General features: G+C 63.3%; 31 protein-coding genes. 18 read left to right on the forward strand and 13 right to left on the reverse strand.

All coding sequences use genetic code 11. The features are described 5' to 3' along the window. Positions 1-17: 17 nt before the first annotated feature. From ASC76_RS19785 to cueR, 12 genes are all read right to left on the reverse strand, one after another. A complete protein-coding gene (locus ASC76_RS19785; RefSeq protein WP_056471187.1) occupies positions 18-401 on the reverse strand; it encodes a hypothetical protein in 384 nt (127 codons plus the stop codon). Between the two features lie 92 nt (positions 402-493). Beyond that, positions 494-1,027 carry a Spy/CpxP family protein refolding chaperone gene (locus ASC76_RS19790; protein WP_056470341.1) on the reverse strand — a complete coding sequence of 178 codons (534 nt, stop codon included), beginning with the start codon at positions 1,025-1,027 and terminating at the stop codon, positions 494-496. Between the two features lie 10 nt (positions 1,028-1,037). Next, on the reverse strand, positions 1,038-1,655 hold the full coding sequence (locus tag ASC76_RS19795) for a class I SAM-dependent methyltransferase (RefSeq protein WP_056471190.1): 618 nt from the start codon (positions 1,653-1,655) through the stop codon (positions 1,038-1,040). Between the two features lie 25 nt (positions 1,656-1,680). Then, positions 1,681-2,745, reverse strand: coding sequence for a DMT family transporter (locus ASC76_RS19800; protein WP_056470344.1), 1,065 nt, complete (start codon positions 2,743-2,745; stop codon positions 1,681-1,683). A 46-nt stretch (positions 2,746-2,791) separates the two neighbouring features. Then, positions 2,792-3,136: a copper-binding protein gene (locus ASC76_RS19805; protein ID WP_056470347.1), complete on the reverse strand. Its 345-nt coding sequence runs from the start codon at positions 3,134-3,136 to the stop codon at positions 2,792-2,794. An 11-nt stretch (positions 3,137-3,147) separates the two neighbouring features. Further along, on the reverse strand, positions 3,148-3,606 hold the full coding sequence (locus tag ASC76_RS19810) for a DUF411 domain-containing protein (protein WP_056470350.1): 459 nt from the start codon (positions 3,604-3,606) through the stop codon (positions 3,148-3,150). After that, the gene (locus tag ASC76_RS19815; protein ID WP_200947180.1) at positions 3,603-4,094 is read right to left on the reverse strand and encodes a plastocyanin/azurin family copper-binding protein; all 492 of its coding nucleotides are present in this window, start codon (positions 4,092-4,094) and stop codon (positions 3,603-3,605) included. Before ASC76_RS19815 ends, ASC76_RS19810 begins: the two co-directional genes overlap by 4 nt. An 11-nt stretch (positions 4,095-4,105) precedes the next feature. Continuing rightward, positions 4,106-5,473: a multicopper oxidase family protein gene (locus ASC76_RS19820; RefSeq protein ID WP_056470355.1), complete on the reverse strand. Its 1,368-nt coding sequence runs from the start codon at positions 5,471-5,473 to the stop codon at positions 4,106-4,108. Positions 5,474-5,485: 12 nt separating this feature from the next. Continuing rightward, positions 5,486-6,883 carry a TolC family protein gene (locus ASC76_RS19825; protein ID WP_056470358.1) on the reverse strand — a complete coding sequence of 466 codons (1,398 nt, stop codon included), beginning with the start codon at positions 6,881-6,883 and terminating at the stop codon, positions 5,486-5,488. After that, positions 6,880-7,197: a hypothetical protein gene (locus ASC76_RS25565; RefSeq protein WP_157615873.1), complete on the reverse strand. Its 318-nt coding sequence runs from the start codon at positions 7,195-7,197 to the stop codon at positions 6,880-6,882. Before ASC76_RS25565 ends, ASC76_RS19825 begins: the two co-directional genes overlap by 4 nt. A 104-nt stretch (positions 7,198-7,301) precedes the next feature. Next, the gene (locus tag ASC76_RS19830; RefSeq protein ID WP_056470361.1) at positions 7,302-7,709 is read right to left on the reverse strand and encodes a hypothetical protein; all 408 of its coding nucleotides are present in this window, start codon (positions 7,707-7,709) and stop codon (positions 7,302-7,304) included. 84 nt (positions 7,710-7,793) lie between these two features. Continuing rightward, complete coding sequence (gene cueR, locus ASC76_RS19835; RefSeq protein ID WP_056471193.1) at positions 7,794-8,249, reverse strand: Cu(I)-responsive transcriptional regulator; 456 nt, start codon at positions 8,247-8,249, stop codon at positions 7,794-7,796. Between the two features lie 167 nt (positions 8,250-8,416). Here cueR and ASC76_RS19840 point away from each other — a divergent pair, with 167 nt between their 5' ends. The 8 genes from ASC76_RS19840 (at position 8,417) to ASC76_RS25570 (ending at position 14,412) form a co-directional block, all read left to right on the forward strand. Continuing rightward, complete coding sequence (locus tag ASC76_RS19840) at positions 8,417-8,674, forward strand: heavy-metal-associated domain-containing protein (RefSeq protein ID WP_056470365.1); 258 nt, start codon at positions 8,417-8,419, stop codon at positions 8,672-8,674. Between the two features lie 139 nt (positions 8,675-8,813). After that, complete coding sequence (locus tag ASC76_RS19845) at positions 8,814-9,239, forward strand: hypothetical protein (protein WP_056471196.1); 426 nt, start codon at positions 8,814-8,816, stop codon at positions 9,237-9,239. Between the two features lie 25 nt (positions 9,240-9,264). Further along, a complete protein-coding gene (locus ASC76_RS19850; RefSeq protein WP_056470368.1) occupies positions 9,265-9,501 on the forward strand; it encodes a DUF2933 domain-containing protein in 237 nt (78 codons plus the stop codon). Continuing rightward, on the forward strand, positions 9,488-10,153 hold the full coding sequence (locus tag ASC76_RS19855; protein ID WP_056470371.1) for an isoprenylcysteine carboxylmethyltransferase family protein: 666 nt from the start codon (positions 9,488-9,490) through the stop codon (positions 10,151-10,153). The genes ASC76_RS19850 and ASC76_RS19855 overlap by 14 nt, the downstream gene beginning before the upstream one ends. A gap of 378 nt (positions 10,154-10,531) precedes the next feature. Further along, a complete protein-coding gene (locus tag ASC76_RS19865) occupies positions 10,532-12,745 on the forward strand; it encodes a copper-translocating P-type ATPase (protein ID WP_056470377.1) in 2,214 nt (737 codons plus the stop codon). 2 nt (positions 12,746-12,747) lie between these two features. Further along, positions 12,748-13,221, forward strand: coding sequence for a hypothetical protein (locus ASC76_RS19870; RefSeq protein WP_056470380.1), 474 nt, complete (start codon positions 12,748-12,750; stop codon positions 13,219-13,221). 43 nt (positions 13,222-13,264) lie between these two features. Beyond that, on the forward strand, positions 13,265-13,909 hold the full coding sequence (locus ASC76_RS19875) for a hypothetical protein (protein ID WP_200947181.1): 645 nt from the start codon (positions 13,265-13,267) through the stop codon (positions 13,907-13,909). 341 nt (positions 13,910-14,250) lie between these two features. Next, positions 14,251-14,412, forward strand: a complete 162-nt coding sequence (locus tag ASC76_RS25570; protein WP_157615875.1) for a hypothetical protein — start codon at positions 14,251-14,253, stop codon at positions 14,410-14,412. A gap of 228 nt (positions 14,413-14,640) precedes the next feature. Here ASC76_RS25570 and cadR read toward each other — a convergent pair whose 3' ends face one another. Further along, positions 14,641-15,093 (reverse strand): Cd(II)/Pb(II)-responsive transcriptional regulator, encoded by a 453-nt coding sequence (cadR, locus tag ASC76_RS19880; RefSeq protein WP_056470382.1) that lies wholly within the window; start codon positions 15,091-15,093, stop codon positions 14,641-14,643. Between the two features lie 93 nt (positions 15,094-15,186). Between cadR and ASC76_RS19885 the strand changes: the two genes are divergently transcribed. The 10 genes from ASC76_RS19885 to ASC76_RS19930 all read left to right on the forward strand — a co-directional run bounded on the left by ASC76_RS19885 (position 15,187) and on the right by ASC76_RS19930 (position 26,769). After that, positions 15,187-17,469: a cation-translocating P-type ATPase gene (locus tag ASC76_RS19885; protein WP_056470384.1), complete on the forward strand. Its 2,283-nt coding sequence runs from the start codon at positions 15,187-15,189 to the stop codon at positions 17,467-17,469. A gap of 54 nt (positions 17,470-17,523) precedes the next feature. Next, positions 17,524-17,871, forward strand: coding sequence for a cation efflux protein, CzcI family (gene czcI, locus ASC76_RS19890; protein WP_056470387.1), 348 nt, complete (start codon positions 17,524-17,526; stop codon positions 17,869-17,871). A 74-nt stretch (positions 17,872-17,945) separates the two neighbouring features. Continuing rightward, positions 17,946-19,169, forward strand: a complete 1,224-nt coding sequence (locus ASC76_RS19895) for a TolC family protein (protein WP_056470390.1) — start codon at positions 17,946-17,948, stop codon at positions 19,167-19,169. Between the two features lie 18 nt (positions 19,170-19,187). Next, positions 19,188-20,480, forward strand: a complete 1,293-nt coding sequence (locus ASC76_RS19900) for an efflux RND transporter periplasmic adaptor subunit (RefSeq protein ID WP_056470394.1) — start codon at positions 19,188-19,190, stop codon at positions 20,478-20,480. Between the two features lie 13 nt (positions 20,481-20,493). Further along, the gene (locus tag ASC76_RS19905) at positions 20,494-23,658 is read left to right on the forward strand and encodes a CusA/CzcA family heavy metal efflux RND transporter (protein ID WP_056470397.1); all 3,165 of its coding nucleotides are present in this window, start codon (positions 20,494-20,496) and stop codon (positions 23,656-23,658) included. Beyond that, positions 23,655-24,626, forward strand: a complete 972-nt coding sequence (locus tag ASC76_RS19910; protein ID WP_056470399.1) for a cation diffusion facilitator family transporter — start codon at positions 23,655-23,657, stop codon at positions 24,624-24,626. Before ASC76_RS19905 ends, ASC76_RS19910 begins: the two co-directional genes overlap by 4 nt. Before the next feature lie 293 nt (positions 24,627-24,919). Beyond that, the gene (locus ASC76_RS19915; RefSeq protein ID WP_056470403.1) at positions 24,920-25,246 is read left to right on the forward strand and encodes a helix-turn-helix transcriptional regulator; all 327 of its coding nucleotides are present in this window, start codon (positions 24,920-24,922) and stop codon (positions 25,244-25,246) included. Between the two features lie 37 nt (positions 25,247-25,283). After that, entirely contained in the window at positions 25,284-25,463 is a 180-nt protein-coding gene (locus ASC76_RS19920; protein ID WP_056470409.1) for a hypothetical protein, read from the forward strand. An 88-nt stretch (positions 25,464-25,551) separates the two neighbouring features. Then, on the forward strand, positions 25,552-26,046 hold the full coding sequence (locus tag ASC76_RS19925; protein WP_056470412.1) for an arsenate reductase ArsC: 495 nt from the start codon (positions 25,552-25,554) through the stop codon (positions 26,044-26,046). A gap of 3 nt (positions 26,047-26,049) precedes the next feature. Continuing rightward, complete coding sequence (locus ASC76_RS19930; RefSeq protein WP_056470415.1) at positions 26,050-26,769, forward strand: MIP/aquaporin family protein; 720 nt, start codon at positions 26,050-26,052, stop codon at positions 26,767-26,769. Positions 26,770-26,781: the final 12 nt, after the last annotated feature.

Genomic DNA, 26,781 nt, shown 5'->3' on the forward strand with positions numbered 1-26,781 from the left:
GTCAGTCGACGGAGGGGTCAGACGCGGAGTCTGAGCGTGGAAAGGAAGACGGGGTCCGGAGGCGGACGTGCTTCGGGCGAAGACGTTGCCGGGAGGGCTTCAGCCTCGACAGCGTCGAGAACGAGCGGCAACACGAGGACCTGCACGACCATCGGCACCGATGCTGCAGGAAGCTTGACCACCTCGAAAGACTGCGCGGCTCCGGCCGAGTGCTGGTGGCAAAGGACAGGCTGCGCCTGGTCCATGCCCTCGCAGGGCTCGCCTGCGGCCATCATTTGCGCCATGGCTGCAGCGTCCGCTTGGCCCGGGCAGACGTAGTTCGCCAACGCCAGCTGTGAGAACAGCAGCGACAGCACGACGAAGAACGTCGTGGTCAGGCGGTGGATGGAACGACGCGTCATGAGCATCCGAAGTGTAGCCGCGGCGGTTTAGTCAGTTGACAAAGGTTGGGCTTACGCCCTCTCAGAAGAACATGAGTGTGGCCATGCCCTTCTCAGTGCTTGTGTCCGCTCGTCGCCCCGGTGTAGCCCCGCGCCTCGTTGTACAGGGCAACCTGCTGGTCGGTCAGCAACCGACGGGTTTTCAAATGGGCGACGAGGTGCGCGGCGCGCAGTTGGCCGTTGAGCGCGGCAATGCGCTCCGTCGCCGCCACGATGGCTTTCTCGTCCGCTGTCCCGCGCTTGAAGGCCTCGTCAAGCTCACCCTCGGCCGCGATGACCTGCTGCCCCAATCGCTGTGCTGATGCCTTCATCTCCGCGCTGATACGCTGCAGGCCCACTTGTTGGTCGGCTGTCACCATGAGCCGTTCCTGCAGTTCGAGGACGTGCAGTGGCCCGGGAACTCCATTCAACTCGGCCGGCAGCGAGGCACCCATGCCGCGCCCTACTTGCAAGTCCGATACCTGCTCGGGCGACAAAGCCTTGATGTCCCGGCTCTGGAGCTCTTTGTACGGGCTACTGTGCTGATGCTGCGCCCAGGCCGATGGAGCGACCAGTGCAAGAGCGAGGAGCAGGATACGTGGGCACATAGGGCCTCCGTCAATGGTCGAGGCGACAGAAGCAGTACACGAACTGCTGTGTCGAGCCCCAAGGGGTTGTGTGCAGATTGATGCTGTGGTCCAGGAGCCGGAACTGCCCACCGAATTCGTCGTGAAGCGCCTCCGACGAATACCGAGACACCGGCAGGCCGCTGCACTGCGAAGGTCCTTCGGGGCCGAACGCGCCGACGACGGCGAACCCGCCAGGCTTCAACGCTCTCAGCACCTGCGCGACGTAGGCGCTCCGCTGTTGGGGCTCCGTGAGGAAGTGGAAGACGGCGCGGTCGTGCCAGACATCGAAGGATGCGGGCGCGAAGTCGTGCGCCAGGACGTCGGCGTCGAGCCAGACCACCCCGCCCGCGCGGGCGCCCAACCGCGCACGAGATACCTCAAGGGCCTTCTCGGAGAGGTCGAGTACGGTGACTTTCTCGTACTCGGCGTCAACCAAGTCGTCGACCAGCGTGGACTCGCCGCCGCCGACGTCGATGAGGCTGGCAGTCAGCGGTACGCCTGTCTTGCGGATATACGCCAATGACTCCTGCAGGTGTGGCGCGTACCAGCTGACAGCGTCTGGCGCTTTCGTGCCGTATACCGCTTCCCAGTGTGACTTCGGCTCCATCTTCACGTCCGTTCTCGTTTGGTCGCTAGTGTGCATGGCCATGCCGATGATGGATGTCCGGGTAGTGGGGATGCTTGTGCGTCAGCACTTCATGGCGATGCTGGTGCGCATGCGGCTCGGCGCTGTCCCAGTCGAAGTGGTGAGCGTGCTGGTGATGCTCATCGTGGCGATGCGGGTGAGAGTGCTCGAGCGGCTCGTGGCTGTGTGCGTGAAGGTGCCGTTCCCGCACATGAAGCCAAACACCGAGTGCCATCAACGCCGCCGCCGCCCAAAACAGCGGAGCTGGCGCACTTGGCCAGATGGCGAGCGAGATGACGACGCCAAACAGCGGCGCGACCGAGAAGTAGGCGCCAGTGCGCGCTGTGCCCAGTACCCGAAGGCCGACCACAAACAGAGTCAGGCTCAGCCCATACCCGAAGAACCCCAGCAGTAAGCTGGCCCCGACGGTGGGCAACGCGGGCAGGCTCACTCCATTGGCCAGCGCCAAGGCCGTGTTGCAAGCGCCCGCAACGAGACCCTTGAGTCCAGCGACGAGCATCGCGTCGTTCGTCGACACCTTTCGGGTCAAATTGTTGTCGATGGCCCAGCACAGACAGGCCCCCAGGATGAAGAGAGCTCCGGTCGACAAGGCTGCGCCTCCAGGCTCCCAGGATAGAAGCACTCCCCCGGCAACGATGGCAATCATGCCCAGGACGATTTGCCGGTCCGCGTTCTCCTTGAACACCAACCAGGCGATGACCGCCGTCAGCACGCCTTCGACATTCAGCAAGAGCGAAGCCGACGCGCCGCTGGTCTGATTCAATCCCAGCATCAGCAACGCCGGCCCAAGCATGCCGCCGAACACGATTGCGCCCAGCAGCCATGGCATTTCCTTACGCGGGATTTCGAGATTGGTTTGCGTCTGACCCGCAGCGCGTTCGCGTGCCCACCGCAACGCGAGCAGCAGAGTCAGACCCAGGCCGCTCCCCAGGTAGAGCAACCCGGCGAGGAGGAGCGCAGGTACATCGCCGACGAGTAGCTTGGCAAGTGGTGTGCTGGCACCGAACAGCAGGGCAGCGGCAAGTGCGGGAGTGGCTGTGCGCAACGACATGGCGGACTTCAAGGGTTCTAGGCTTCAATGTAGCGGCCAGGCCACCTCACTTGGCAGGTTGAATTGCCGTCACGGTGAAGGCGCCATTGACCTTCTCGGCCGTGAACTTGACCTTGTCGCCCTCCTTCAAGCCGTCGAGAAGCTTTGGGTCGGCGGCCTTGAAGACCATCGTCATGGCGGGCATCTCGAGGTTAACCAATGGGCCGTGCCGCAGCGTCACCTTGCCCTGGTCCTTGTCAAGCTTGCGCACCTCGCCGTCGCTCTGCGGGGCGGCAGCCGTCGCAGGATGATGCGCGGAGTGTTCAGCAGCGGACGCCGGTGCGGTCTGGGCGTTGACGACGAACGCGGCCGAGGCGATGGTGGCAAGGGTGATGATGTGAGTGAACTTCATGTTGGACTCCTTCAGGATTTGGGGTAGTGGGCGAAGACGGTCGAACGACCGCTCTTGTCGATGAGAAAAACGTCGAACGGGTCTTCGCGGTCGCCGTACTCCATGCCGGGCGAGCCAACGGGCATGCCGGGCACGGAAAGGCCGATGGCCGCCGGCTTGGTTGCGAGCAGGCGCTTGACCTCTGCTGCAGGTACATGGCCCTCGACGACGTAGCCACTGACGATGCCCGTGTGGCAACTGCCGAATTTGTCCTTGAGCCCGTAGCGTTTGCGGGTGACCGTGGTATCGCCGACCTCGGTCACCTTCACAGGGAAGCCGGCGGCCTTCAAGTGGTCCACCCAGGCGCCGCAGCAGCCACACGTGGGCCTCTTGAACACTTCGACCAAAGGCAAGGCTGTCACAGCGAGGGCCGGCAGTGCGGTAACTGCAGCACTCGCGGTCAGAGTGGTCAGGAAGTGGCGGCGCTTCATTTCACAACCACCTTTCCTACCATGCCAGCCTCGAAGTGGCCAGGCTGCAGACACGCAAACTGGAACTCCCCCGGCTTGGTGAACTGCCAGACGATTTCGCCGGCCTTACCCGGCTTCACGTGGGCCATGTTGGCGTCGGCGTGCTCCATCTCCGGAAACTCCTTCATCAGTTCAGCGTGTTCCTTGATGGCTTCCTTTGTGCCAAGCACCATCTCGTGCAAGACCTTGCCGTCGTTGTGCACGACGAACTTCACCGTCTCGCCGCGCTTGACGGTCACGTCCGATGGCGTGAAGCGCATGGCGTCGCTCATGTCTACCTTGATGGTCTTCGTGACCTTCTTCGGATTGCCTTCCTGTCCGAAGTCGGTTGCCTCGACCTTGCTCGCGTCGAACTTGCGAGCAGCAGCGTGTTCTTCGTCGCCATGCGCAAACGCGGCGCTCATGCCAAGCGCGAGAACGGCGGAGGTCAGTGCGTTCAATTTCTTCATGGATTGTTCCTTCAGTGGCCTTCGTGGCCGGTGGGTTTGCGAACTTGCAGGGTTTTGGAATCGGCCTTCGGGGCCGGCGCTCTGACCGTCTCCGGCATCTCGGCCGTGTACTCGCTGGCGAGCGTGCCGGCGGGGTGCTTGTACGGGCCTGGGTCTTTGAAGTCGCCGCGCTTGATGTCGTCGCGGACCTTGACGACGCTGAACATGCCGCCCATCCCGACCGGGCCGAATGGCCCTGAGCCGGTCATCATCGGCAGAGTGTTGTCAGGGATGGGCATCTCCATCTCGGCCATGTCGTGCATGCCCTTGTCGCCCATGACCATGTAGTCCGGCACCAGCTTCGAAATCTTCTTCGCGACGTCGCGGTGGTCCACGCCAATCATGGTTGGGACCGAATGGCCCATCGCGTTCATCGTGTGGTGAGACTTGTGGCAATGGATGGCCCAGTCGCCCGCGAGCGCGTCGAACTCGAAGGCGCGCATCTGACCCACGGCGATGTCGGTGGTGACCTCCGGCCAGCGCGCGCTCCTGGGCACCCAACCTCCATCGGTGCCGGTCACTTCGAAGTGGGGGCCGTGCATGTGGATGGGATGGTTGGTCATCGTCAGGTTGCCCACCCGGATGCGTACACGCTCGCCCGTGCGTGCAACGAACGGGTCGATACCCGGGAAAGCCCGGCTGTTCCACGTCCACAGGTTGAAGTCGAGCATCGTGTTCACCTTCGGCGTCGCGCTGCCTGGCTCGATGTCGTAGGCGTTGAGGATGAAGCCGAAGTCGCGGTCGACCTTGAACTGCTTCGGGTCCTTGGGGTGCACGATGAACAGTCCCATCATCCCCATCGCCATCTGCGTCATCTCGTCGGCATGCGGGTGGTACATGAAGGTGCCCGAACGCTGCAGCACGAACTCGTACATGAAGGTCTTGCCGACCGCGATGGGCGGCTGGGTCAGCCCGGTGACGCCGTCCATGCCCGAGGGCAACAGCACACCGTGCCAGTGCACGCTGGTGACCTCCGGCAACTTGTTCGTGACGAAGATGCGGATGCGGTCGCCTTCGACCGCTTCGATGGTCGGGCCTGGGCTCTGACCGTTGTAGCCCCAGAGATTGGCTTTCATGCCCGGGGCGATTTCGCGCACCGCAGGCTCGGCCACAAGGTGGAACTCCTTGACGTTGTCCTTCATGCGCCATGGCAGGGACCAGCCGTTGAGCGTGACGATGGGTTGATACGGGCGGCCGTTCGGAGGGAGCGGCGGCAGTTGCATCTCCGCTGACGACTGCATCACCGCTTCGGGCAAAAGGGCTGCGCCTGCGCGGCTGACTGCGGCGGCTCCCAGCATGGTCGCGCCGGCGGCCCTGAAAAATGTTCTGCGATTGGTCATTGTTCTTTTCCTTCAGTGGGCAGGCTGCGCAGAAGCTGCAGCAGTGCTGGGACCCATGCCCGGCGTGGAGCCGGGCGAGCGGCCCGTGAGAGCCGACTGCAGATTCGTCTCGGCCACCCAGTAGTCACGCAGTGCCTCGACAGCGCCGGTGACGCTGGCAATCTGGTCCTTGGAATCCGCTAGGAGTTCGAAGACGCTCGCGAGCATCCCGTTGTAGCGAAGCAGGTTCTCGTCGGCGATGCGTTTGCGCAGCGGTACGACCTCGTCGCGGTAGTGCCTGGCCAGGTCGTAGGCGGTCCTGTACGCGGAGTACGACTCGCGCACTTCGGAGCGGGCATTGATGGCGACCTGTGCCGTGCGGTTCACCGACTGCATGTACGTGGCTTCGGCGCGGGCCATTCGCGCAGAACCGAAGTCAAAGAGCGGCAACTCGAGCTCGATTTCGTAGCCGTTGCTGCGCTGCTCGCCCGTGGAGCTCTTGTTCTGATAGCCCGCGTGCAGGACGTTGATGAACCGAGTGGTCTGGGTCAGGCCGAGCGACTTCGCCGTGGACTCGGTGGCACGTTTGGCCATGAGGACGTCAAGACGCTTGTCCATTGCGGTCTGTTCCGCATCCTTCGGTTCAGCCGGTGCGGCAGGCAGGTCCGGTAACCGCTCAGGAAGCGTGAACCCGAGCTGGTCCCCAGTCAGCGCGAGAGCCCGCGTCAAGCGCTCACGGGCGGCCAGCGCCTGATGCTGCGCCCTGGCCAGCTGCGCCGTAGCATCCGAGTAGAACGACTGCTCCCGCATCTGTGCCAGCTTGTTGAAGTTGCCGGCGGCGGCCATCCGTTTCGCCAGTTCATTGGAGGCATCTGCAGCTTCCTTCACCTGCCCGTAGTAACCGACCAGTTGCTGCACCGTCACCGCCTCGAAGAAGGCCTTACGCGCCTCGCTGGCGACTCCCACGGTCTCGAAAGCCGCCTGCAACTGCGACTGCTCGAAACGGCGCTGCTCGACCTGCTTGGCAAGGGGCATGGTGAGCAGCCCCAGCACGTCGAACAGTAAGGCGCGGTCAATTTCGACAATTCCATTCCCGCTCAGGCGACCAAAACTGAACGAAGGGTTCGCGAGCCGACCAGAACGTACCAAGTCGGACTCGGCGATGCCGAGTTCGGCATAGCTGGCCTGCAGGTCGCGGTTGTTCAGGAGCGCGATTTGCACCACGCTGTCGGCGTTCAAAGGCTGCTTCAACAGCTCGGCCAAGCGCGCGTTCGCTGTGTCGGTCTCGCCGGCGCTGCGTTGCCAGTTGGCCGACTGCCCGGTGCGCTCCTTGGTCAGCTCTGAGACCTTGCCGAACCCGCCGTCTTCCGAGAACGAGGCGCAGCCGGTCAGGAACAGTGCGGTAGCAGCCACTACCGTCAGGCGCCTCACTTCTTGCCTCCCGGCATCGGCATTTGATGCCCGCTGTGGTCGGCCTTCGCTGGCTTCGAGGCGGCTGGTGCCGGTGCGGATGCACCGCCCATGGGCATGGCCATGGCGTGACCACCGGACTTGCCGACAGCGTCATTCATCGACTTCCAGTTGCCCGGTTTGGTGTCCTGCCAAGGCTTGTAGTCAGCGAAGGCGGACTGGTAGGGCAGCTGCGGAGTCGGCTTCGGCGACTCGGTGTTGGCCGGTTGTGCGGCAGCCAGAAGGGGTGCGCACGCGGCAAGGGCGAAGCCCCACGCTGGTAGGTTGATTTTCATTGTTCGAACTCATCTGACGCACCGCTGGCGCGATGCCAACGGCGGATTTCCCGTGCGATGGCCGCACGAGCCCGGTTCGGCCTCTCAGCGGAGGCCTGCTTGGGTCAGATGGTTCGTGGAGGACGTTCCTGGCCGTCCGAATGGAAGGCAGGGATGCGCGCGGTTAGCGCGGGGAAGATGACGGAGGAGGTCAGATTGGGCTCACCGAGGGACGGCACCGCGCCGACAATGGAAGCCATGCAGCAACCGCTCGCGCAGAAATGGCACGTGGCGGGGTGGTCGCCCGAGGGTGTGTCTGAGTTCGGCGCCTCTTGGCTCGCGTGATGGTGCGCCGACGCGTGGTCCGCATGCATCTGATGGTCAGTTTGCATGTCGTGGTCGTCGTGCCCAGCGACCACAGTCGCAGTGCCCGTGCCCTCACCGTCCGGGCACAGCATGGTCGCCGCCACCGCGCCCCGGATGGGGAGCAGGACGGATAGCAGGACCAGGATGATGATGCGGAGGTGTTTCACGTTCGACGATTATCGGGCAGTTGCGTTGTGCGCGCAGGTCAGCGGAAGTTGCAGTCGTATAGCGCCGCGCACTTAGCCCCGCATTCAATGGGCCGGACGGCGCGGTGCGACCGGAACCCTTCGTTTCGACGGAGCGTCGTCGGTCGCGCCACCCTCCGCCGCCAAGCCATCCAAGATGGGGCATTCCGGTCGGTCGTCCCCGTGGCAGCAGTGAACGAGGTGCTCGAGCGCGGACTTCATCGCCAGAATTTCCGCCGCCTTCTGTTCGAGTTCCTTGATGTGTGCCTCGGCCAGGGCCTTGACCTGCCGACTCGGCCGCCTACGGTTTTGCCACAGGCTCACGAGTTCCGCGATTTCTGAAAGCGAGAAGCCGAGGTCGCGCGAGTGCCGGATGAAACGAAGAGTGTGCACATCCGCCTGCTGGTACTGACGGTACCCGGACTCCGTACGCCGTGCTTCTGGCAACAAGCCCAGCTCTTCGTAGTGCCGAATCATCTTCGCTGACACGCCGGACGTACTCGCTGCTTCGCCGATGTTCATCATGACCTTGTTCCTTGGGGGCGCTTGCGCTATGGGCAGTCTAGACCTTCCCACTATGGCAAGGTCAAGGCAAAACCACGTTCGTGGCCCATCGCGTCGACAACGCTTGACCTTCCCAAGATGGGAAGGTCGAAAGTTGCTTTGTCGAAAACCAACTGGAGAGCTAAATGGTCACCTTCGAAGTCAACGACATGACCTGCGGTCACTGTGTCAGCGCCATCACCAAAGCGGTAGCGTTCGTCGACCCGGGCGCCAAGGTCCAGGTCGACCTGGCCTCCCACCGCGTGCAGATTGAACCGACCGCCTCGACGGTGGCGGTTCTGGGCGACGCCATCAAGACGGCAGGGTTCACGCCGGTCGCTCTCGCGGGCGAAGTGCCCCAGTCGGCACAAGCAGCTCCGAGGAAGGGATGCTGCTGCGGCTGAGTGGCAAGAGCCTGCGGCTGGTTGGTCAGCCCGCCAACCGGCCGCACTCATTGCCTTGGCCCGATGCGTCCCTTGATGCACGTCAAAGGCATGCCGTCCGGCAGCGCTCATTCTTCTCACAATGCACCCGGAGAAGAAGATGAAGCTCGTACTCAGCGCTGTAGCCCTGACCTTGTTGGCTGGTTGTTCGTCCTTGCCAGGCAGCTCATCCAAGGAGGCCGACGAACATGCGGCGCACCATCCGGCCGGGACCCTTGCCACCCCGGCGCCCACTGGCTACGACGAGCAGATGAAGATGATGCAGGAGATGCATCAGAAGATGGCCGCCGCGAAGACGCCTGAGGAGCGCGCCGCAATGATGAAGGACCACATGAAGACCATGCAGGACGGCATGGGCATGGTGGGTCAGATGCACGGTGGAATGATGGGCGGCAAAGGGATGGAAAGCGGCAAAGGCGAGATGCGCATGGACCCGGAAATGATGAAGCGCCGCATGGACATGATGGAAATGATGATGCAGATGATGATGGACCGCGAGGGGACGAAGCCCCCGGCGACCAAGTAGCGCTGCGCCCGACTGGAGCATCGACATGGACATGACCGACCACGAACCCCCACCGTTCTGGCGCTCGCGCGCGGGAATTGCACTCCTCGTCGTCGTCGCGGTTGGCGGCTTCCTGCTGTTCACGGAGCACCGCGCCCACGTGCTGGGCGTCTTGCCGTTTGCGTTCCTGCTGGCATGCCCGCTGATGCACGTCTTCATGCACCACGGTCACCACCATGGCGGCCACGGCCACAGCGAGCGAGGCAACGATGAACGTCGCTGACAACGCCTATGGCCTCTGGGGGCTGGTGATACTGAACTCGGTCATCTTCGTCGGGTTCGCCTACAGCTTCTTCAAGCCGACCACCCTTCGCGACTGGCGCAGCTTCAGCGCGTACTCGGCCTTCATCGTGGCGCTTTTCGCGGAGATGTATGGCTTCCCGCTGACCATCTACCTCTTCTCGGGCTGGTTGAGTTCGAAGTTTCCTGGCGTCAACCTGTTTGGCCATGAAGCCGGCCACCTGTGGTGGCTCGTGACGGGGCAGCACGGCAATCCTCACCTCGATGTCCTCCACATCCTGAGCGTCGTCGTCCTGTTTGCCGGCTTCATGCTGCTCTCGAAGGCTTGGCACGTGCTCTATCACGCCCAAAGGCGACACCAGCTCGCGACCGCAGGCCCCTACCGACTCGTGGGACACCCGCAATACATCGGTTTCGTCGCCATCATGTTCGGCTTCCTGCTGCAGTGGCCGACGCTGCTGACCTTGGCGATGTTCCCGGTGCTCGTGGTGATGTACGTGCGCCTGGCCATCTCGGAGGAACGAGACTCCGAGCAGGCCTTTGGGGACGCATGGCGAGCCTACGCGGCCGTAACGCCTCGGTTCATCCCGCACTTCTCGAAGGATGACCGTGCACGGCCGGTCAACAGCCACTAAGGGTGCTGACCTCGCCTCTGGGCTCGGTGCCATCGTTCTGGGCGCGGGCCTGGCGCTGGTTGCGCCAACCGCCCTTCAGGCCTACGCTGTTCCTTTGCTTGTCGCAGGGCTTCTCGTCCACGGGCTGGGCATGACGCTGAAGTACAGGCTCGAAGGCCGCGAAGGAACGCCCCTCTGGTGGGAGCGCGTTCTCTTCTGGCTGTGTTGGGCCTGTCTGGCGGCGCTCGGACTTTGGATGGTTGTCGGCCTGGCCTCTCGATAGCGCTCCGCTTGACCTTCCGACCAAGGGAAGGTTCAAACTGCCAACAAGAACTGGAGAGCGCCATGCAAAGCAATACGAAAACATCTCACGACCACGCGCATCGCGGCACACATGTGATGCCGGACGGAACGGTGATGGGCGGCGCTCATCACGACCACAGCCATGCAGCTCACCTGCCGGCAGCGACGAAGCCCATGCCCAAGGGCGACCAAAGCCAGGTCGAATACACCTGCCCGATGCATCCGCAGGTGCGACAGATGGGTCCGGGCAACTGCCCCATCTGTGGCATGACGCTCGAGCCGGTGCTGGCCACTGCCGACCAAGGCGAAAGCCCTGAGCTGCGCGACATGACCAAGCGCTTCTGGATTGGGACTGCGTTGACGGTCCCGGTCTTCGCGCTGGAGATGGGCGGTCACCTTTTCAACATTCACCACCTCATCGCTCAGCAGACGTCCAACTGGGTGCAGTTGCTGCTGGGAACAACCGTCGTGCTGTGGGCAGGTTGGCCGTTCTTCGTGCGTGCTGTGGCATCGGTCAAGAACCGAAGTTTGAACATGTTCTCGCTCATTGCCTTGGGCACGGGCGCGGCCTGGCTCTACAGCATCGTCGGAACAGTGGCGCCGCAGCTATTCCCTGCAAACCTGCGCATGGCCGATGGTGCCGTCGCCATCTACTTCGAGGCCGCCGCGGTCATCACGGTGCTCGTGCTGCTGGGCCAGGTGCTCGAACTTCGAGCACGCGAGAAGACGTCGGGAGCCATCAAGGCCCTTCTCGGCCTGGCGCCGAAGACGGCGGTCAAGGTGAAGGACGACGGCGCTGACGAAACCGTTCAGGTCGATGCCATTCAGGTCAGCGACCTCCTGCGCGTGCGTCCCGGCGAGAAGGTGCCGGTCGACGGTGAACTCACCGACGGCAAGGGCAACGTCGACGAGTCGATGGTCACCGGCGAACCCATTCCAGTCGCGAAGACCATTGGCTCCAAAGTGACCGCGGGAACGCTCAATCAGACCGGGGGCTTCGTAATGCGCGCCGAGAAGGTCGGCGCGGACACCCTGCTCTCGCAAATCGTCCACATGGTGGCGGCGGCGCAGCGCAGCCGCGCGCCCATTCAAAGGATGGCCGACCAGGTGGCCGGTTGGTTCGTGCCGGTCGTCATCCTGATTGCGGTTCTCACGTTCGTGGTGTGGCTGGTCTGGGGACCGTCGCCGGCATTCAGCTACGCGCTCATCACGGCGGTGGCCGTCCTCATCATTGCCTGTCCCTGTGCGCTCGGCCTAGCCACGCCGATGTCCATCATGGTCGGTGTCGGCAAGGGGGCTCAGCATGGCGTGCTGATTCGCGACGCCGAAGCGCTCGAGCGCATGGAGAAGGTCGACACGCTGGTGCTCGACAAGACCGGGACGTTGACTGAAGGCCGGCCGAAGGTTGTACACATCGAACCAGGCCCAGGTTTCAGCAAGGACGACGTGCTGCAGAAGCTCGCGAGCGTGGAGCGGGCCAGCGAACATCCTTTGGCCATGGCAATCGTCAACGCCGCGCAGGAGGGCAAGCTGAACCTGTCGGCCGTCACCGACTTCGACTCACCCGTTGGCAAGGGCGTGGTCGGCACCGTCGACGGGCAGCGGGTCGTCTCCGGTAGCGCGAAGTTCCTGGCCGAGGAAGGCGTCGACTCGGCATCGCTGAACCAATCGGCGGAGGAGCAACGCGCCAAGGCAGCAACCGTCATCTTTGTCGGCGTCGACGGCAAGCTCGCCGGCTTCGTCGCCATCGCCGACCCCATCAAGGCCACGACGCCGCAGGCGCTTCAGGCATTGAAGGATGCGGGCATCCGCATCGTCATGCTGACGGGCGATGGAAAGACGACTGCCGAGGCAGTTGGCAAGCAGCTTGGCATCGACGAGGTCGTTGCCGAGGTGTTCCCTGAAGACAAGGTCGCGGTGGTGCAGCGATTGATGAAAGAGGGACGGGTCGTCGCCATGGGTGGTGATGGCGTCAACGATTCGCCGGCACTTGCAGCAGCCACGGTGGGCATCGCAATGGGCACTGGCACCGACGTTGCGATGGAAAGTGCAGGCATCACGCTGCTCAAGGGTGACCTCATGGGCATCGTCCGAGCGAGGACCTTGTCGCAAGCGACGATGCGGAATATCCGCCAGAACCTCGCGCTAAGTTTCGTCTACAACGTGGCCGGCATCCCGCTCGCTGCCGGGGTGCTCTATCCGTTCTTCGGGCTCTTGCTGTCACCGGTCGTTGCAGCCGCGGCAATGGCGTTGTCGTCGGTCAGCGTGATTGGCAATGCACTTCGGCTTCGTGCGTTGAAGCTGCAGTAGCCATGATTCAGGGCCTCTGTCGTCGCGGTCTGGCGGAGTGGCTCATCGCCGCCTGCGGCGTCTGGCTCATGGGTCTGGGCCTGTACTTCATCTTCGTCCGCCCGGCACTGCTGCCGGAAGACGTGCGCTACATGGGCGCGGACCTGCAAGCCCTGCAGGCCGTCGCGCCGCACCTGGGCGACTGGCTGGGCAAGGTGTTCACCGTCATGGGTGGCTTCATGGCCGGAGCCGGCGTGCTTGTCGTCTACTTCGGTTGGACCGTGATGCCGTCGAGGCCCAGGGGTGCGACGCTGGTGCTGGCCTTGGTCGGAGCCCTGACGCTGGTGCTGATGAGCGCGGTGAACCTCGCGCTGCACTCTGATTTCAGGTGGTTGCTCGCACTGCAGCCGTTGGCATGGGCCGCTGCGCTGGTGCAGTACGAGTTGCAGGGCCGGAAGCGTTCCTTGCCAATACGGTCCGCTTCCCATTCGAAGTAAGCTCTGGGTGCGGAGCCCGTCCGGTCACGGGCTGGAGACGACCATGTACCGTCTGACATCCAGCGCACGGAAGTTCGTTCTGGCGACCCATGTCACGTCCTCAGTCGCGTGGATGGGTGGCGTAGCCTGCTTCCTCGTTCTCGCCATTGCGGGCTTCACGAGCACCCAGACGCAGACAGTGCAGGCGGCATACCTCGCAATGAGCCTCATTTGCTGGTTCGTCGTCATCCCGCTTAGCCTGGCTTCGCCGGCAACCGGCGTGATTCAGGCGCTGGGTACGCCCTGGGGCCTCACGAAACACTACTGGGTTTTGGTGAAACTGCTCATCACCATCCCATGCTCGGCTGTGTTGCTCCTCCACATGCTGCCGACGACGCGGCTCGCCGCTGCTGCGGTCCAGGGAGGCCTCGTTGGAGAAGCAATGCAAGACTTGCGCGTGCAGCTCATTGCCGACTCGGCGGTGGCGCTGGGCGTACTGCTGCTGACGGTCGTGCTCGCGGTCTACAAGCCGCGAGGACTCACGGAGGCTGGTGCGATTGCTGCTGGTAAGCGGTCAGCTGATGAGCAAGCCCCGTACGCGCTCCCGACGTGGATGCTGTGGCTGCGGCGAATCGCCATTGCAGCGGCAGTTTCGTTCCTAGCTGCGCACCTTGCTGGCAAGGGCATTGGCGGGCACGGAATGCACTAGCGCTTCCGTCCAGGACCTCGGGTCAGTCGGCAGGATGGCCAGCACAGCCGTGCTGCTCCGCTGCGGACATGACAACCGCTGAGACCAGAACCGACAAGCTGATGTCAATTGACAGGCGGCTGTCGGAATGCGTTAGTTGGATGCGTTGCGTTTCGGCTCCCTCGGCAGCAGCTGAGGTCCGTTGCGATTGGCGGGCTGGCCATGTTGCGTTTCCCCCGGCGGTATTCGACATCCAACTGTCAATTGGCAGAACCGTGTCAACTCCAGACAGAACAGCCAAGCCGCCGCCAGATGGCCTCGCGTTTGCTAGCCTACGGTCCGGCCTGCCCATCCCGCGGCAGATGACAGACGTCAACCCTCTCGACCAAGCGTACGCCGAACGCGTTCTGGCTGAAGCCGCCATTGCTGGTCTGCTGGACGTCTTGTCGGGGCGGGTCGTGTCCGAGGAGGAACTGGACCATCTGCTCGGCGTCACGGACTTTCCGGGTTCGAACGAGCCGTAGACGAAGGTCCAAAGGCAACGCCGAGAAACTGACTCGCTCCTGTCGGAAAGTGTTGGAACGCACCCGACTGCTTGTGCACCAGCAACGCGTAGTTCGCGCCCTTGGTCTTGGTGCTTGCCGCTCGGGCATCGACGTATTCGACGAACTGGGAGGCTGAATCTTCTCCGCAACGCCAGGCGCGACAACCTCTTCAGTCTAGCGCTCGGGCTCGCAAAGCGTGAGGCAGGCTCATGTCGAGTGGACGGAGCGGAGGTGTCCCTTTGCCCGCTTGGACTCCGGGGGGTTTTGTGCGGCGCGGGTCATTCCCGAGAGGATGCCGCACTTGTCAGCGGATTGCGATACGCCACAGCGCGCACGGAGTTCCTTGAGTTGTTTCTCCAGCGCTCGCAGCTCACGGATGCGCGTCGACACATGCCCGATGTGTTCGTCCAGAAGCGCGTCGACGTCGCCGCAGTCTTCAGCTGGCGCGTCCTTGAACCGCAGCAACACCCGAACCTCGTCAAGAGACATGTCGAGCCCGCGGCAGAACCGGACAAACAGAAGTCGCTCCTTGTGCGAAGCGTCGTAGACCCGAAAGTTGCCCTGCGTACGCGCAGGCGCAGGCAGCAAGCCCTCCCGCTCGTAGTAGCGGATGGTCTCGATGGGGGTGGACGACTCGACGGCAAGCTCGCCAATTTTCATGGAATCTCCACGGTGACAGGGTCATGAGTGTAGGCACTTGACTCTGTAGTAGCTACAGGTATTCAAATACCCACAGCACTCGAACAAGTACCCATGCCAAACACCCAGAAGGCCCTTGCCGGGCACCAACACGACGCCCATGACCACGGGCACGAACACGCGCATCCGCTCAATCCCGCCGTGGCATCGACGGACAGTTGTTGTGCTTCGACCTCGTGTGGCTCTTCGGTTTCAGTGAAGGAGCTGCAGGCCACCCTGCCCGCTTCCACCGGAGCACTCCAACTCCGGGTCCCGTCCATGGACTGCCCAGCGGAAGAGGGCCAAATTCGCGCCGCTCTTGAAGGCATCGCGACCATACGCCGCCTGAGTTTCGACTTGCCCGGCCGAGCACTTGCGGTCGAGGCGCCCCCTGCGGCCTGGCCCGACATCATTGGCGCTATCAATGCTGCAGGTTTCAAGACGGAGACCCTTTCTGCGCCGGTGACGCCCGAAGAAGGGGCTCGCGCACAGCGAGCAGAGTTCCTGCGTCTGGTCGGAGCGTTGGTGGTTGCGGTGCTTGCCGAGCTCATCAACTTCTTCGCTCCGGAAACGACGGTTTGGAATGCTGTCGGGATGGGCGTCGCTGCGGGAGCAATTGCACTCGCGGGCACGTCCGTGTTCCGCAAGGGCGTCTCTGCGCTGCTGCGAGGTCAGCTCAACATCAATGCGCTGATGTCGGTCGCGGTCGCCGGCGCCTTCGTCATCGGCCAATGGCCCGAGGCCGCAATGGTGATGGCGTTGTACTCATTGGCAGAGCTCATTGAAGCCCGAGCCGTCGACCGTGCACGCAACGCTATCAGTGGCCTGCTCGCACTGTCGCCGCAGGAGGCGGAGGTCTTGCAGGCCGATGGCACCTGGGCGACGGTCCAGGCCACAAGCGTCGCAGTCAGTGCCATTGTTCGCGTGCGCCCGGGTGAGCGCCTGGCGCTCGACGGACGGGTGAAGACCGGCCAAGGCGCCATCGACCAATCGCCCGTGACCGGCGAGAGCGTCCCCGTCGACAAAGGCCCTGGAGACGAGGTCTTCGCAGGCACCATCAACCAGAACGGTTCGCTCGAGTTCGAGGTCACGGCACCGGCCAGTGACACCGTGCTCGCCCGCATCATCCACGCGGTCGAGGAAGCGCAAGGCAAACGTGCTCCGACCCAGCGCCTGGTCGACCGCTTCGCCGCCGTCTACACACCAGCGGTCTTCGTGCTGGCGCTGGCCGTCGCGGTCGGCGCGCCGCTGCTCTTTGGTTGGGCCTGGATGGCCGCCATCTACAAGGCGCTGGTTTTGCTGGTCATCGCCTGCCCGTGTGCTCTCGTCATCTCGACCCCGGTCACGGTCGTCAGCGGTCTGGCTGCAGCCGCGCGACGCGGCACTCTCATCAAGGGCGGCGTCTACCTCGAAGAGGCCCGCAAGCTAAAGACCATCGCGATGGACAAGACCGGGACCATCACCGAGGGCAAGCCCAAGCTGGTTGCTCAGGTCGTTCTGACCGATGCTGTACCTGAAGCCATGGTCCTGCGCATCGCGCACAGTCTTGCTGCGCGCTCTGACCATCCGGTGTCCAAAGCCATTGCGGCCGGGCTGGATGGCGAAGCGTTGGTGGTGGAGCGCTTCGCTGCCGAGCTTGGCCGCGGAGTCCAAGGCGCCATCGACGGGCACGACTACGTCCTCGGAAACCATCGCTGGATTGAAGACCGCAAGCAGTGCTCCGCCGACCTTGAAGCGCGAATGCAGGAGCATGAAGTTCTGGGGCGCACCATCACCGTTCTGGCGAACTCGCAAGGGGTGCTTGCGCTGTTCGCCGTGGCAGACACTGCCAAGGCCTCGTCGAAGGACGCGGTCGCTGAGTTGCTCCGAATGGGCGTCGCCTCCGTGATGCTGACCGGTGACAACGAGGCAACGGCCAAGGCGATTGCAGCCCAGGTTGGCATCACTGACGTCCGCGCGAATTTGCTGCCGCAGGGCAAGGTCGAGGCTATCAAGGCCCTTGCCGCTTCCGGGCAGGCGGTTGGCATGGTCGGCGATGGCTTGAATGATGCGCCGGCACTCTCAACGGCCAACGTGTCCATTGCCATGGGTGGTGCCGGAACAGACACCGCGATGGAAGCGGCCGACGTGCTCATCATGAACGATGACCTCCGTCGCGTGCCCGAGACCATCCGACTGTCCAAGCGCGTGTACGCCGTTCTCTGGCAGAACATCGCGCTGGCGCTCGGCATCAAAGCCGTCTTCCTCACGCTCGCCATCTTCGGCAACGCCACGATGTGGATGGCCGTGTTCGCCGACATGGGCGCCAGTTTGCTGGTGGTCTTCAACGGCCTTCGGCTGCTGCGAAAAGCGGCCTGAAGAGGCGCCCTCTCCCGAGACCTCCGCGTAAACCCGCATCTATACTGCCGACCGATGCTCCGCACGTTCCTCATCTTCGTTGCCATGTTGTTGCCGCTCCAGTTCGCCTGGTCAGCGGCTTCGGCGTATTGCCAGCACGAAACCACCGAACAGCAGAGCAAGCACTTCGGCCACCACTTCCACGCTCACAAGGGCGAGGTGAAGAAGGCTTCCGACAGCAAGCTGATGGCGGACTCCGACTGCGCGTCGTGCCATGCCAGTGCCTCGGCTGCAATTCCGACCCAGCTCGACGGGTGCGACTTCGAAGCCACGTCGCTATCGGCACAGGTCGTGGCCTCGCCACCTTTTTCATCGGCGCTCGCTCGAGCGCCCGACCGCCCTCAGTGGCTTCGTCTCGTCTGACCGGCGAGACGTTCAAACAACTCCAACTGTCCTGACGTTTCGCCGAATCCCTGGTTTCAACCTTGTGAGATTCGATGCGAAAACACGTGCTGCCGCTCGGGCTGGCGGCGATATTGCTCAGCCCTTTCTTCCTCTCTTCGGCGCAGGCCCAGCCCACGTCGGTCCTTACCCTCGAACAAGCCCAGGCGCTCGCCGCCTCCAAGAGCTTCACCGTCATCGCAGCACAGCGCGAGGTTGATGCCAATGACGGGGCTGTTCGCCAAGCAGGTGCCTGGCGAAATCCCGAGCTGAACGCCTCGGTCGAGGACACGCAGCGAGCAACCCGCACGACCACGGCAACGGTCGACTTCCCCATCGAGCTCGGCGGAAAGCGTGCCGCTCGTGTCAGCGCTGCCGACAGGGGGCGTGAATTGGCACAAGCCGAACTCAGCAACGTTCGAGGCGGCCTGCGCGCCGATGTCGTCCGCGCCTTCTTCAGCGTCCTCGTCGCTCAGGAACGGGTCGCGCTCACCTCCAATTCCGCTGACCTGGCGGCTCGCGGCGCCGACGCCATCGGTAAGCGGGTGACCGCTGGGAAGGTGTCGCCCGTGGACGAGACTCGCGCTCGGGTCGACCAAGCCAACGCGCAGTTGGAAGCAGCCGAGGCGACGGCCGAATTGCAAGGCGCCAGGCAGACGCTTGCCGCGCTCTGGGGCGACCCCGAGCCACAGTTCGGTGCCGTGCAAGGCGACATCGAATTGATGCCCACTAGAGCACCTGCCTCCGAACTCGCACGGGAGCTCGACGCTTCGCCGGGACTGCTGACAAGTCGCATCGAGGTGGACCGGCGCCGAGCGCTTGTCGATGTCGAACGCAGCAAAGGCGTACCCGACCTGACCGTGAGCGTCGGCGCGAAGCGCGACAACGAACTCGGCCGCACGCAAGCCATCGTCGGCATTTCCATACCGTTGCCGTTCTTCGACCGGAACCAAGGCGCGACCTACGAAGCCCTGAAGCGGGCCGAGAAGGCCAATGACGAGCACCAGGCCGCACGCATCCGCGTCCTCACCGAGTTGCAACAGGCGTCGAGCCAACTGAATGTCGCCAGCGCTTCAGCACGGACGCTGAAGTCGACCGTACTACCTGCAGCGCAGCAGGCGTACGACGCCGCCACCAGAGGCTTCGAGGCGGGCAAGTTCGGCTTTCTCGATGTCATCGACGCCCAGCGCTCCCTTCTCCAGGCCCGCGCGCGCTATCTGACCGCGCTGTCGACCTCCAATCAGGCCGCCACGGCCATCGACCGCTTGCTCGGTCGGTAATCGAACACACCACACATCATGGCAATCAGCAACAAACAACGCATCGCGATGGCGGTCATCGTGCTCGTCGGCCTCTTGGGCGGTGGCGCCGTACTCCTGTCGGAGCGCGCGAAATCGGGCGGCGAAGAGGCCGAGCACTCTGAGGCTGGCCACAGCGACAAGGATCAGCACGCCGCCGACGGCAAAGCCGCCCACAAGGAAGGCGAGAAGGACGAACACGGCCACGAGGCCAAAGCAGAACCGAAGGGCGGCCACAAAGAGGGCGAGAAGGAACAGCACGAGGAGCGTCAGGTCAAACTGACGGAGGAGCAACTCAAGGGCTCCGGCATCACAGTGCAAGCCGCAGGTCCGGCAAAGCTCCAAGCCGCTGCTCAGTTCCAAGGCGAAATCCGCTTCAACGAAGACCGAACCACACACGTCGTCCCGCGCCTCGCCGGCGTCGCCGAGTCCGTGAACGCCAATCTCGGACAGCTGGTTCAAAAGGGACAGGTGCTGGCAGTCGTCGCGAGCACGTCCTTGTCGGAGCAGCGCAGCGAACTCCTGACCGCGCAGAAGCGTCGCGACCTCGCGAAATCGACTTACGAGCGCGAGAAGAAGCTCTGGGAAGACAAGATTTCCGCCCAGCAGGACTACCAGCAGGCGCAAAGCTCGCTGCAGGAGGCGGAGATTGCCGTCCAGAACGCATCGCAGAAACTGGCGGCAGTCGGTGCGACGGGTTCGTCCACGGGCCTCAATCGCTTCGAAATTCGCGCGCCCTTCTCCGGCACCGTTGTCGAGAAGCATCTGAGCCTGGGCGAAGCCGTCAAGGAAGACGCGAGCATCTTCACGGTATCGGACCTGGGCACGGTATGGGCTGAGTTCGCGGTCGCGCCGAAAGACCTGGCAGCGGTCCGCGTCGGCCAACGGGTCATCGTCTCGTCGACAGCATTCGACAGCAAGGTCGAAGGCACCATCGCATACGTGGGCGCACTCCTCGGCGAACAAACCCGCACTGCAAGAGCGCGTGTGACATTGACCAATCCGAAGGGGGCATGGCGCCCCGGACTGTTTGTGACGGTCGCCGTTCTCGGAGAGGACCAGGACGTTCCGCTGACGGTGAGCGCAGATGCCGTTCAGACCATCGACGAGCAGCCGATGCTCTTCATGGCTACCCCAGGAGGCTTCGTCGCCAAGCCAGTGAAGGTCGGTCGGTCAGACGGCCGCACTGTCGAAATCCTCGGGGGCATGAAGCCCGGCGACAAGTACGCCGCGACCAACACGTTCGTCCTGAAGTCGGAACTCGGCAAAGCCAGCGCCGAGCACGGCCACTGAGCAGGAACGCATCATGTTTGAACGCATCATTCGCTTCTGCATCGAGCAGCGCTGGTTGGTCATGCTGGCAGTGCTGGGCATGGCCGGTCTCGGCGTCTACAACTACTCGCGCCTTCCCATCGACGCCGTCGTCGATATCTCCAACGTCCAGGTCGTCATCAACACGGAGGCGGCGGGCTATTCGCCGCTGGAGACCGAGCAGCGCATCACCTACCCCATCGAGACGGTGATGGCTGGCTTGCCCGGCCTCGAACAGACACGTTCGCTCTCCCGCTACGGGCTCTCGCAGGTCACCGTCATCTTCAAGGACGGCACCGACATCTACTTCGCCCGGCAGCTGGTGAATCAGCGTGTCCAAGAGGCTCGCGACCGGCTGCCCGCCGGCATCACGCCGACCATGGGACCCATCTCCACTGGATTGGGAGAAATTTACCTTTGGACTGTCGAGGCGCGCGAAGGCGCGAAGAAGCCCGACGGTACGCCATATACGTCCACCGACCTGCGCGAAATCCAGGACTGGGTCATCAAGCCGCAGTTGCGCAAGGTCAAGGGCGTCACCGAAATCAACTCCATTGGCGGGTTTGAAAAGCAGTACGTCGTCGCACCAAATCTCGAGCGGCTCGGCGCCTACGGCTTGAGCCTGTCGGAGGTGGTCACCGCGCTCGAGAAGAACAACTCCAACCAAGGCGCCGGCTACATCGAACGGCGTGGCGAGCAGTACCTCGTGCGTGCGCCAGGACAGGTCAAGTCGATCGAAGACATCGGCGACATCATCATCGGAACTGCCGCCGGCCAGCCCATCCGCGTCCGCGACGTCGCCGACGTTGAACTCGGCCGCGAGCTTCGCACCGGCGCAGCGACCGAAAACGGCAAGGAGGTCGTGCTCGGCACGGTGTTCATGCTGATGGGAGAGAACAGCCGCACGGTCTCGCATGCGGTGGACAAACAGATGGAGGCCATCAACAAAACGCTTCCTGCGGGCGTCAAGGCTGTCACGGTGTACGACCGCACGGTGCTTGTCGACAAGGCCATCAACACCGTCCAGAAGAATCTTCTGGAGGGCGCGGTCTTGGTCATCGTCGTCTTGTTTGCACTGCTCGGCAACTTCCGAGCGGCGCTCATCGTGGCGACGGTCATCCCGCTGTCGATGCTGTTCACGTTCACGGGCATGGTCAGCTACGGCATCAGCGCCAATCTCATGAGTCTTGGCGCCTTGGACTTTGGCGTCATCGCCGATGGAGCGCTTGTTTCGGCCGAAGCCGCCATCAGACGTCTTGCACACGCGCAGGCCCATCGAGGTCGACCGCTGACTCGCTCAGAGCGCTTCCACGAGGTTTACGAAGCGGCCAGAGAGTCTCGGCGGCCCCTGCTGTTCGGGCAACTCATCATCATGGTCGTGTACATCCCCATCCTCGCGCTGACGGGCGTCGAGGGGAAAATGTTCCATCCGATGGCCTACACGGTGCTGTTGGCCTTGTTCGGTGCCATGGTGTTGTCGGTGACTTTTGTGCCGGCTGCCATCGCGCTCTTCATCGGCAATCGAGTTGCCGAGAAAGAAAACCGGCTGATGGAGTGGGCCAAAAGCCGCTATCAGCCTGCGCTCAAGAACGCTCTGAGCAACTCGCCCGTAGTTTTTACCTTTGCTGCCGTCGCGGTCATGTTCTCGGTCGCCGTGGCCAGCAGGCTTGGAAGCGAATTCGTCCCGAGCTTGAATGAGGGCGACTTCGCCATCCAGGCACTGCGCATCCCCGGCACCAGCCTGACCCAGTCGGTCGAAATGCAGAAACAGCTCGAAGCTCGCCTGAAGGCCAAATTCCCGGAAATCGAGCGAGTCTTCGCCCGCACCGGAACCGCCGAGATTGCGGCCGACCCGATGCCACCCAACATCTCGGACGGCTACATCATGCTGAAGCCTGTCGACAAGTGGCCGGAGCCGCGCAAGACTCGAGACGAGCTACTTGCCGCTGTCCGCGAGGAAGCCGCTCTGGTTCCCGGCAACAACTACGAGTTCTCGCAACCCATCCAGTTGCGCTTTAACGAGCTGATTTCGGGCGTGCGCTCGGACGTCGCAGTGAAAATCTTTGGCGACGACAACGAGGTCCTGAACAAGACCGCCGCGGAGGTTGCCGAGGCACTTGGCAAGGTACCAGGCGCTACGGAGGTGAAGGTCGAGCAAACGACTGGGCTGCCGATGCTGACGGTCAACGTCGACCGCGCAAAGGCCACGCGCTACGGCTTGAACATGAACGAAGTCCAAGACACGGTGGCAACGGCCATCGGCGGCCGCGAAGCTGGCACCTTCTTTCAAGGAGATCGTCGGTTCGACATCCTCGTCAGGCTCCCCGAAACGGTCCGCCAGGATGTGGAGGCACTTCGTCGCTTGCCGATTGCTCTGCCCAAGGGAGTCGGGCCGACGGCGTACGTGCCGCTTGGCGAACTCGCGAGCTTGGAAATGACGCCCGGTCCGAACCAGGTGTCACGGGAGGACGGCAAGCGCCGGGTCGTGGTCAGCGCGAACGTCACGGGGCGCGACCTCGGGTCGTTCGTGAGCGACGCTCAGACGGCCATTGCGAAGGTCTCCGTGCCTAGTGGCTACTGGACAGCCTGGGGCGGAACGTTCGAACAGCTCGAGTCCGCAACCAAGCGCCTGCAGCTGGTGGTGCCGCTCGCCTTGTTGATGGTTTTCGTCCTGTTGTTCACGATGTTCGGCAACATCAAGGATGGCCTCCTGGTGTTCACCGGCATTCCTTTCGCCCTGACCGGCGGCGTGCTCTCTCTTTGGGCTCGGGGCATCCCGTTGTCCATCTCAGCGGCAGTGGGGTTTATCGCGTTGTCGGGAGTCGCTGTCCTCAATGGGCTCGTGATGCTTTCGTACATCCGCACCTTGCGAGACCAGGGCAAGAGCCTCGACGATGCCATCTGGGAAGGGGCCTTGACGCGCCTGCGTCCGGTCTTGATGACCGCACTGGTTGCCTCGCTGGGTTTCATCCCGATGGCCATCGCTACCGGCACCGGCGCCGAGGTGCAGCGGCCCCTGGCGACGGTTGTCATTGGCGGGATCCTGTCGTCGACCGCACTGACGCTGTTGGTTCTGCCCCTCCTGTACAGATGGGCTCACAGGCGCGACGAAGATGAGCTTCCCGACGAAGCTCCGACCTTGAGCACGAAGACAGCATGAGCGCCGAACACAGCGAAGAAAAGGGTCATGCAGGGCACGACCACGCCACCGGCGCCAACGAACGGTCGTTGAAGATTGCGCTCGCCCTCACGATGGCGTTTCTCATCGTCGAATTGGTCGGCGGCGTCGTCACGAAGAGCCTGGCACTCATCTCGGATGCGGCGCATATGTTCACCGACGTGGCGGCATTGGCCATCGCATTGGCGGCTATTCGCATCGCCAAGCGGCCGGCCGACGCCAAGCGCACGTTCGGCTACCACCGCTTCGAAATCCTGGCGGCAGCGTTCAACGCAATGTTGCTGTTCGGGGTCGCGGTGTACATCCTCTACGAGGCATACCTGAGAGTGAAGGCACCGCCGGAAATCCAGTCGACAGCGATGCTCGTCATCGCAGTGGTTGGATTACTCGTGAACTTGGCGAGCATGAAAGTCCTGGCCAGCGGCCAGGAGTCAAGCATGAACGTCAAGGGTGCCTACCTCGAGGTTTGGGCCGACATGATTGGTTCAGTGGGCGTCATCGTCGGTGCCCTGGTCATCAAGTTCACCGGCTGGTCGTGGGTGGACTCGCTGGTCGCCGTTGGCATTGGCCTGTGGGTCGTCCCCCGGACCTGGACGCTGCTCAAGTCAAGTGTGAACATCCTCTTGGAGGGTGTTCCCGACGATGTCGACGTGGAGAAGGTTAAAGAGACGCTGCTGTCAGTGCCCGGAGTCATCAGCCTGCACGACCTACACGTATGGGCTGTCACTTCCGGAAAGAGCACTCTCACGGCGCACCTGGTCACGGAGGAAAAGGTGCACGCCGAACGAGACATCCTGCCCGTGGTTCGAGACCGCCTTGCGGATCAGTTTGGGATCACGCACACGACGATCCAATGTGAGGTGACGCCGTGCGAACAGACAGACGAGACGAACCACTTTCGTAGCGCGGCGGAGGGGTTGAAACACGACCACCGTGACGATCGCTCTTAGCGAGAGGGACTTGCTTCGCAGGCGGAGTGAGCAGACGTTCCGGAATGTCGGCTCCTGGCCTTCGAGGATCAGCGAGCACACTGCGCCGAACGGCAACTGTGAGTCGTGTAGCTGCCGACCAATGCCGTACTACCGCTTTGACATGTTGACCGGGCTGTGACGTTCGCCATCCGAGCGATCGTGGACGACCCTGAGCTTCCGCTCAAGCTTCATGACAGCAGACGTTCGCGCTCTCTCAATGGGCGAAGCGGCGTCCGCTTGACCTAGAACCATATTTCGACCAGAATCGAAATATGGAAGAACAAGGCGCCATCGTTTCGCTTGCCGCGCTCGCCCAGGAGATGCGCCTGCGTATCTTTCGTGCGCTGATCGGTGCCGCCCCCATCGGGATGACGCCCGGCGAGCTGTCGGCCATGCTCGACGTTCCGGCGTCGACGCTGTCCTTCCACCTCAAAGAACTGACGCACTCGGGGCTGGTGACCCAGGAGCGCGAGAGCCGCCATCTCATCTACAGGCCCTCGATCGACCAGATGAACGAGCTGCTCGGGTACCTCACCGACCACTGCTGCCAGGGCACACGCTGCCTGGTCGTCAAGGCCCCGGCCTGCGCAGACTGCTGAACTCTTCCATCCGCCAGCTCGCCGTCAAGGGAATCCCATGGCCGACAAGATCCACAACGTGCTGTTCGTCTGTAGCACTGACACCGAGAAGGCTGCCGTGTTCATGTCGGCTGCAGTCACGCTCAAACATCGCCTCGAGTTGATGTTGGCGCTGCCGATCAAGAGCCTCGATGCGATGGCGATCAAGCGCGAGATCACCCAGATCGGCAGGAGCTGAGCGGTCGATCCTCCGGAGCCCGGCTGGTCACAGCGATGCCTTGGGATCGAACCAGACTCGCGACTGGCCTTCACAGTCTCCTCTCCCCATGACCACGAACGTCCTCATCCTCTGCACCCACAATTCCGCGCGCAGCGTGCTCGGCGAAGGCATGGTCAACGCACTCGCCGCGCGCCTCGGCCGCGACGTGCGCGGCTTCAGTGCCGGCAGCGCGCCGAGCGGCCGCATCAACCCGTTCGCGCTCGAGGCGCTCGGCAATGTTGGCGTCGACACCAGCGCATTCCGCAGCAAGAGCTGGGACGAGTTCACCGCGCCGGATGCCCCCGAGATGCGCATCGTCATCACGGTGTGCGACAGCGCCGCGAAGGAGACCTGCCCATATTGGCCCGGCAGCCCGGTTCGGATGCACTGGGGCTATCCCGATCCGTCGAATGCACCGGGCGGCGACGAAGGCAAGCGCCAGGCCTTCGAACTGACCCGCCAGGCCATTGGCTATCGCTTGCTGCAGCTGTTGCAGCTTCCGCTCGAGACGATGAGCAACGCCGACCTGCAGGGCGCCCTGAACCAGATCGCCAGAGGCTGAGCCATGGTCGATCTACGTCGCAAGCTCCTTGCCGAAACCCTCGGCACCGCCCTGCTCCTCGCGGTCGTGATCGGCTCCGGCATCATGGCCGAGCGCCTGTCGGGCGGCAACGTCGCGATCGCGCTGCTCGCCAACACACTGGCGACGGTCGGTGGCCTGTACATCCTGATCGGGGTGTTCGACCCGGTCAGCGGCGCGCATTTCAATCCGGCGGTGAGCGCCGTGATGGCATTGCGCGGCGAGCTCTCCAAGGCCGCGCTCGGTCCCTACATCCTCGCCCAGCTCGTCGGTGCGATGCTCGGCGCCTGGCTGGCCCACGCCATGTTCGACATGACGATCCTGCAGTTCTCCACGCATGTGCGCAGCGGGATCGGGCAATGGATCGCCGAGGCGGTCGCCACCGCAGGCCTGCTGCTGGTGATCCTGCGCGCACCCGATGGCCGCGCGGCCGCCATGGTCGCGAGCTACATCGGGGCCGCCTACTGGTTCACCGCGTCGACCTCGTTCGCGAACCCGGCCGCCGTATTCGGGCGTTTGTTCTCGGACAGCTTTGCCGGCATCGCGCCGTCAAGTGCGCCGGGCTTCGTCGTCTCGGAACTGATCGGCGCATTGATCGGCCTGTGTATCCATCGAGCTCTCGGTCAACCGCGCGCCGGCCATCCCAATGTCGTTGAGTCCTCTGGCGAAGCGCTGGAGGAGCCCCGGTCAACCAAGCGCGCCTGAACAGCCGCGGTC

This window comes from Rhizobacter sp. Root404, assembly GCF_001425865.1.
GTDB lineage: Bacteria > Pseudomonadota > Gammaproteobacteria > Burkholderiales > Burkholderiaceae_C > LMDS01.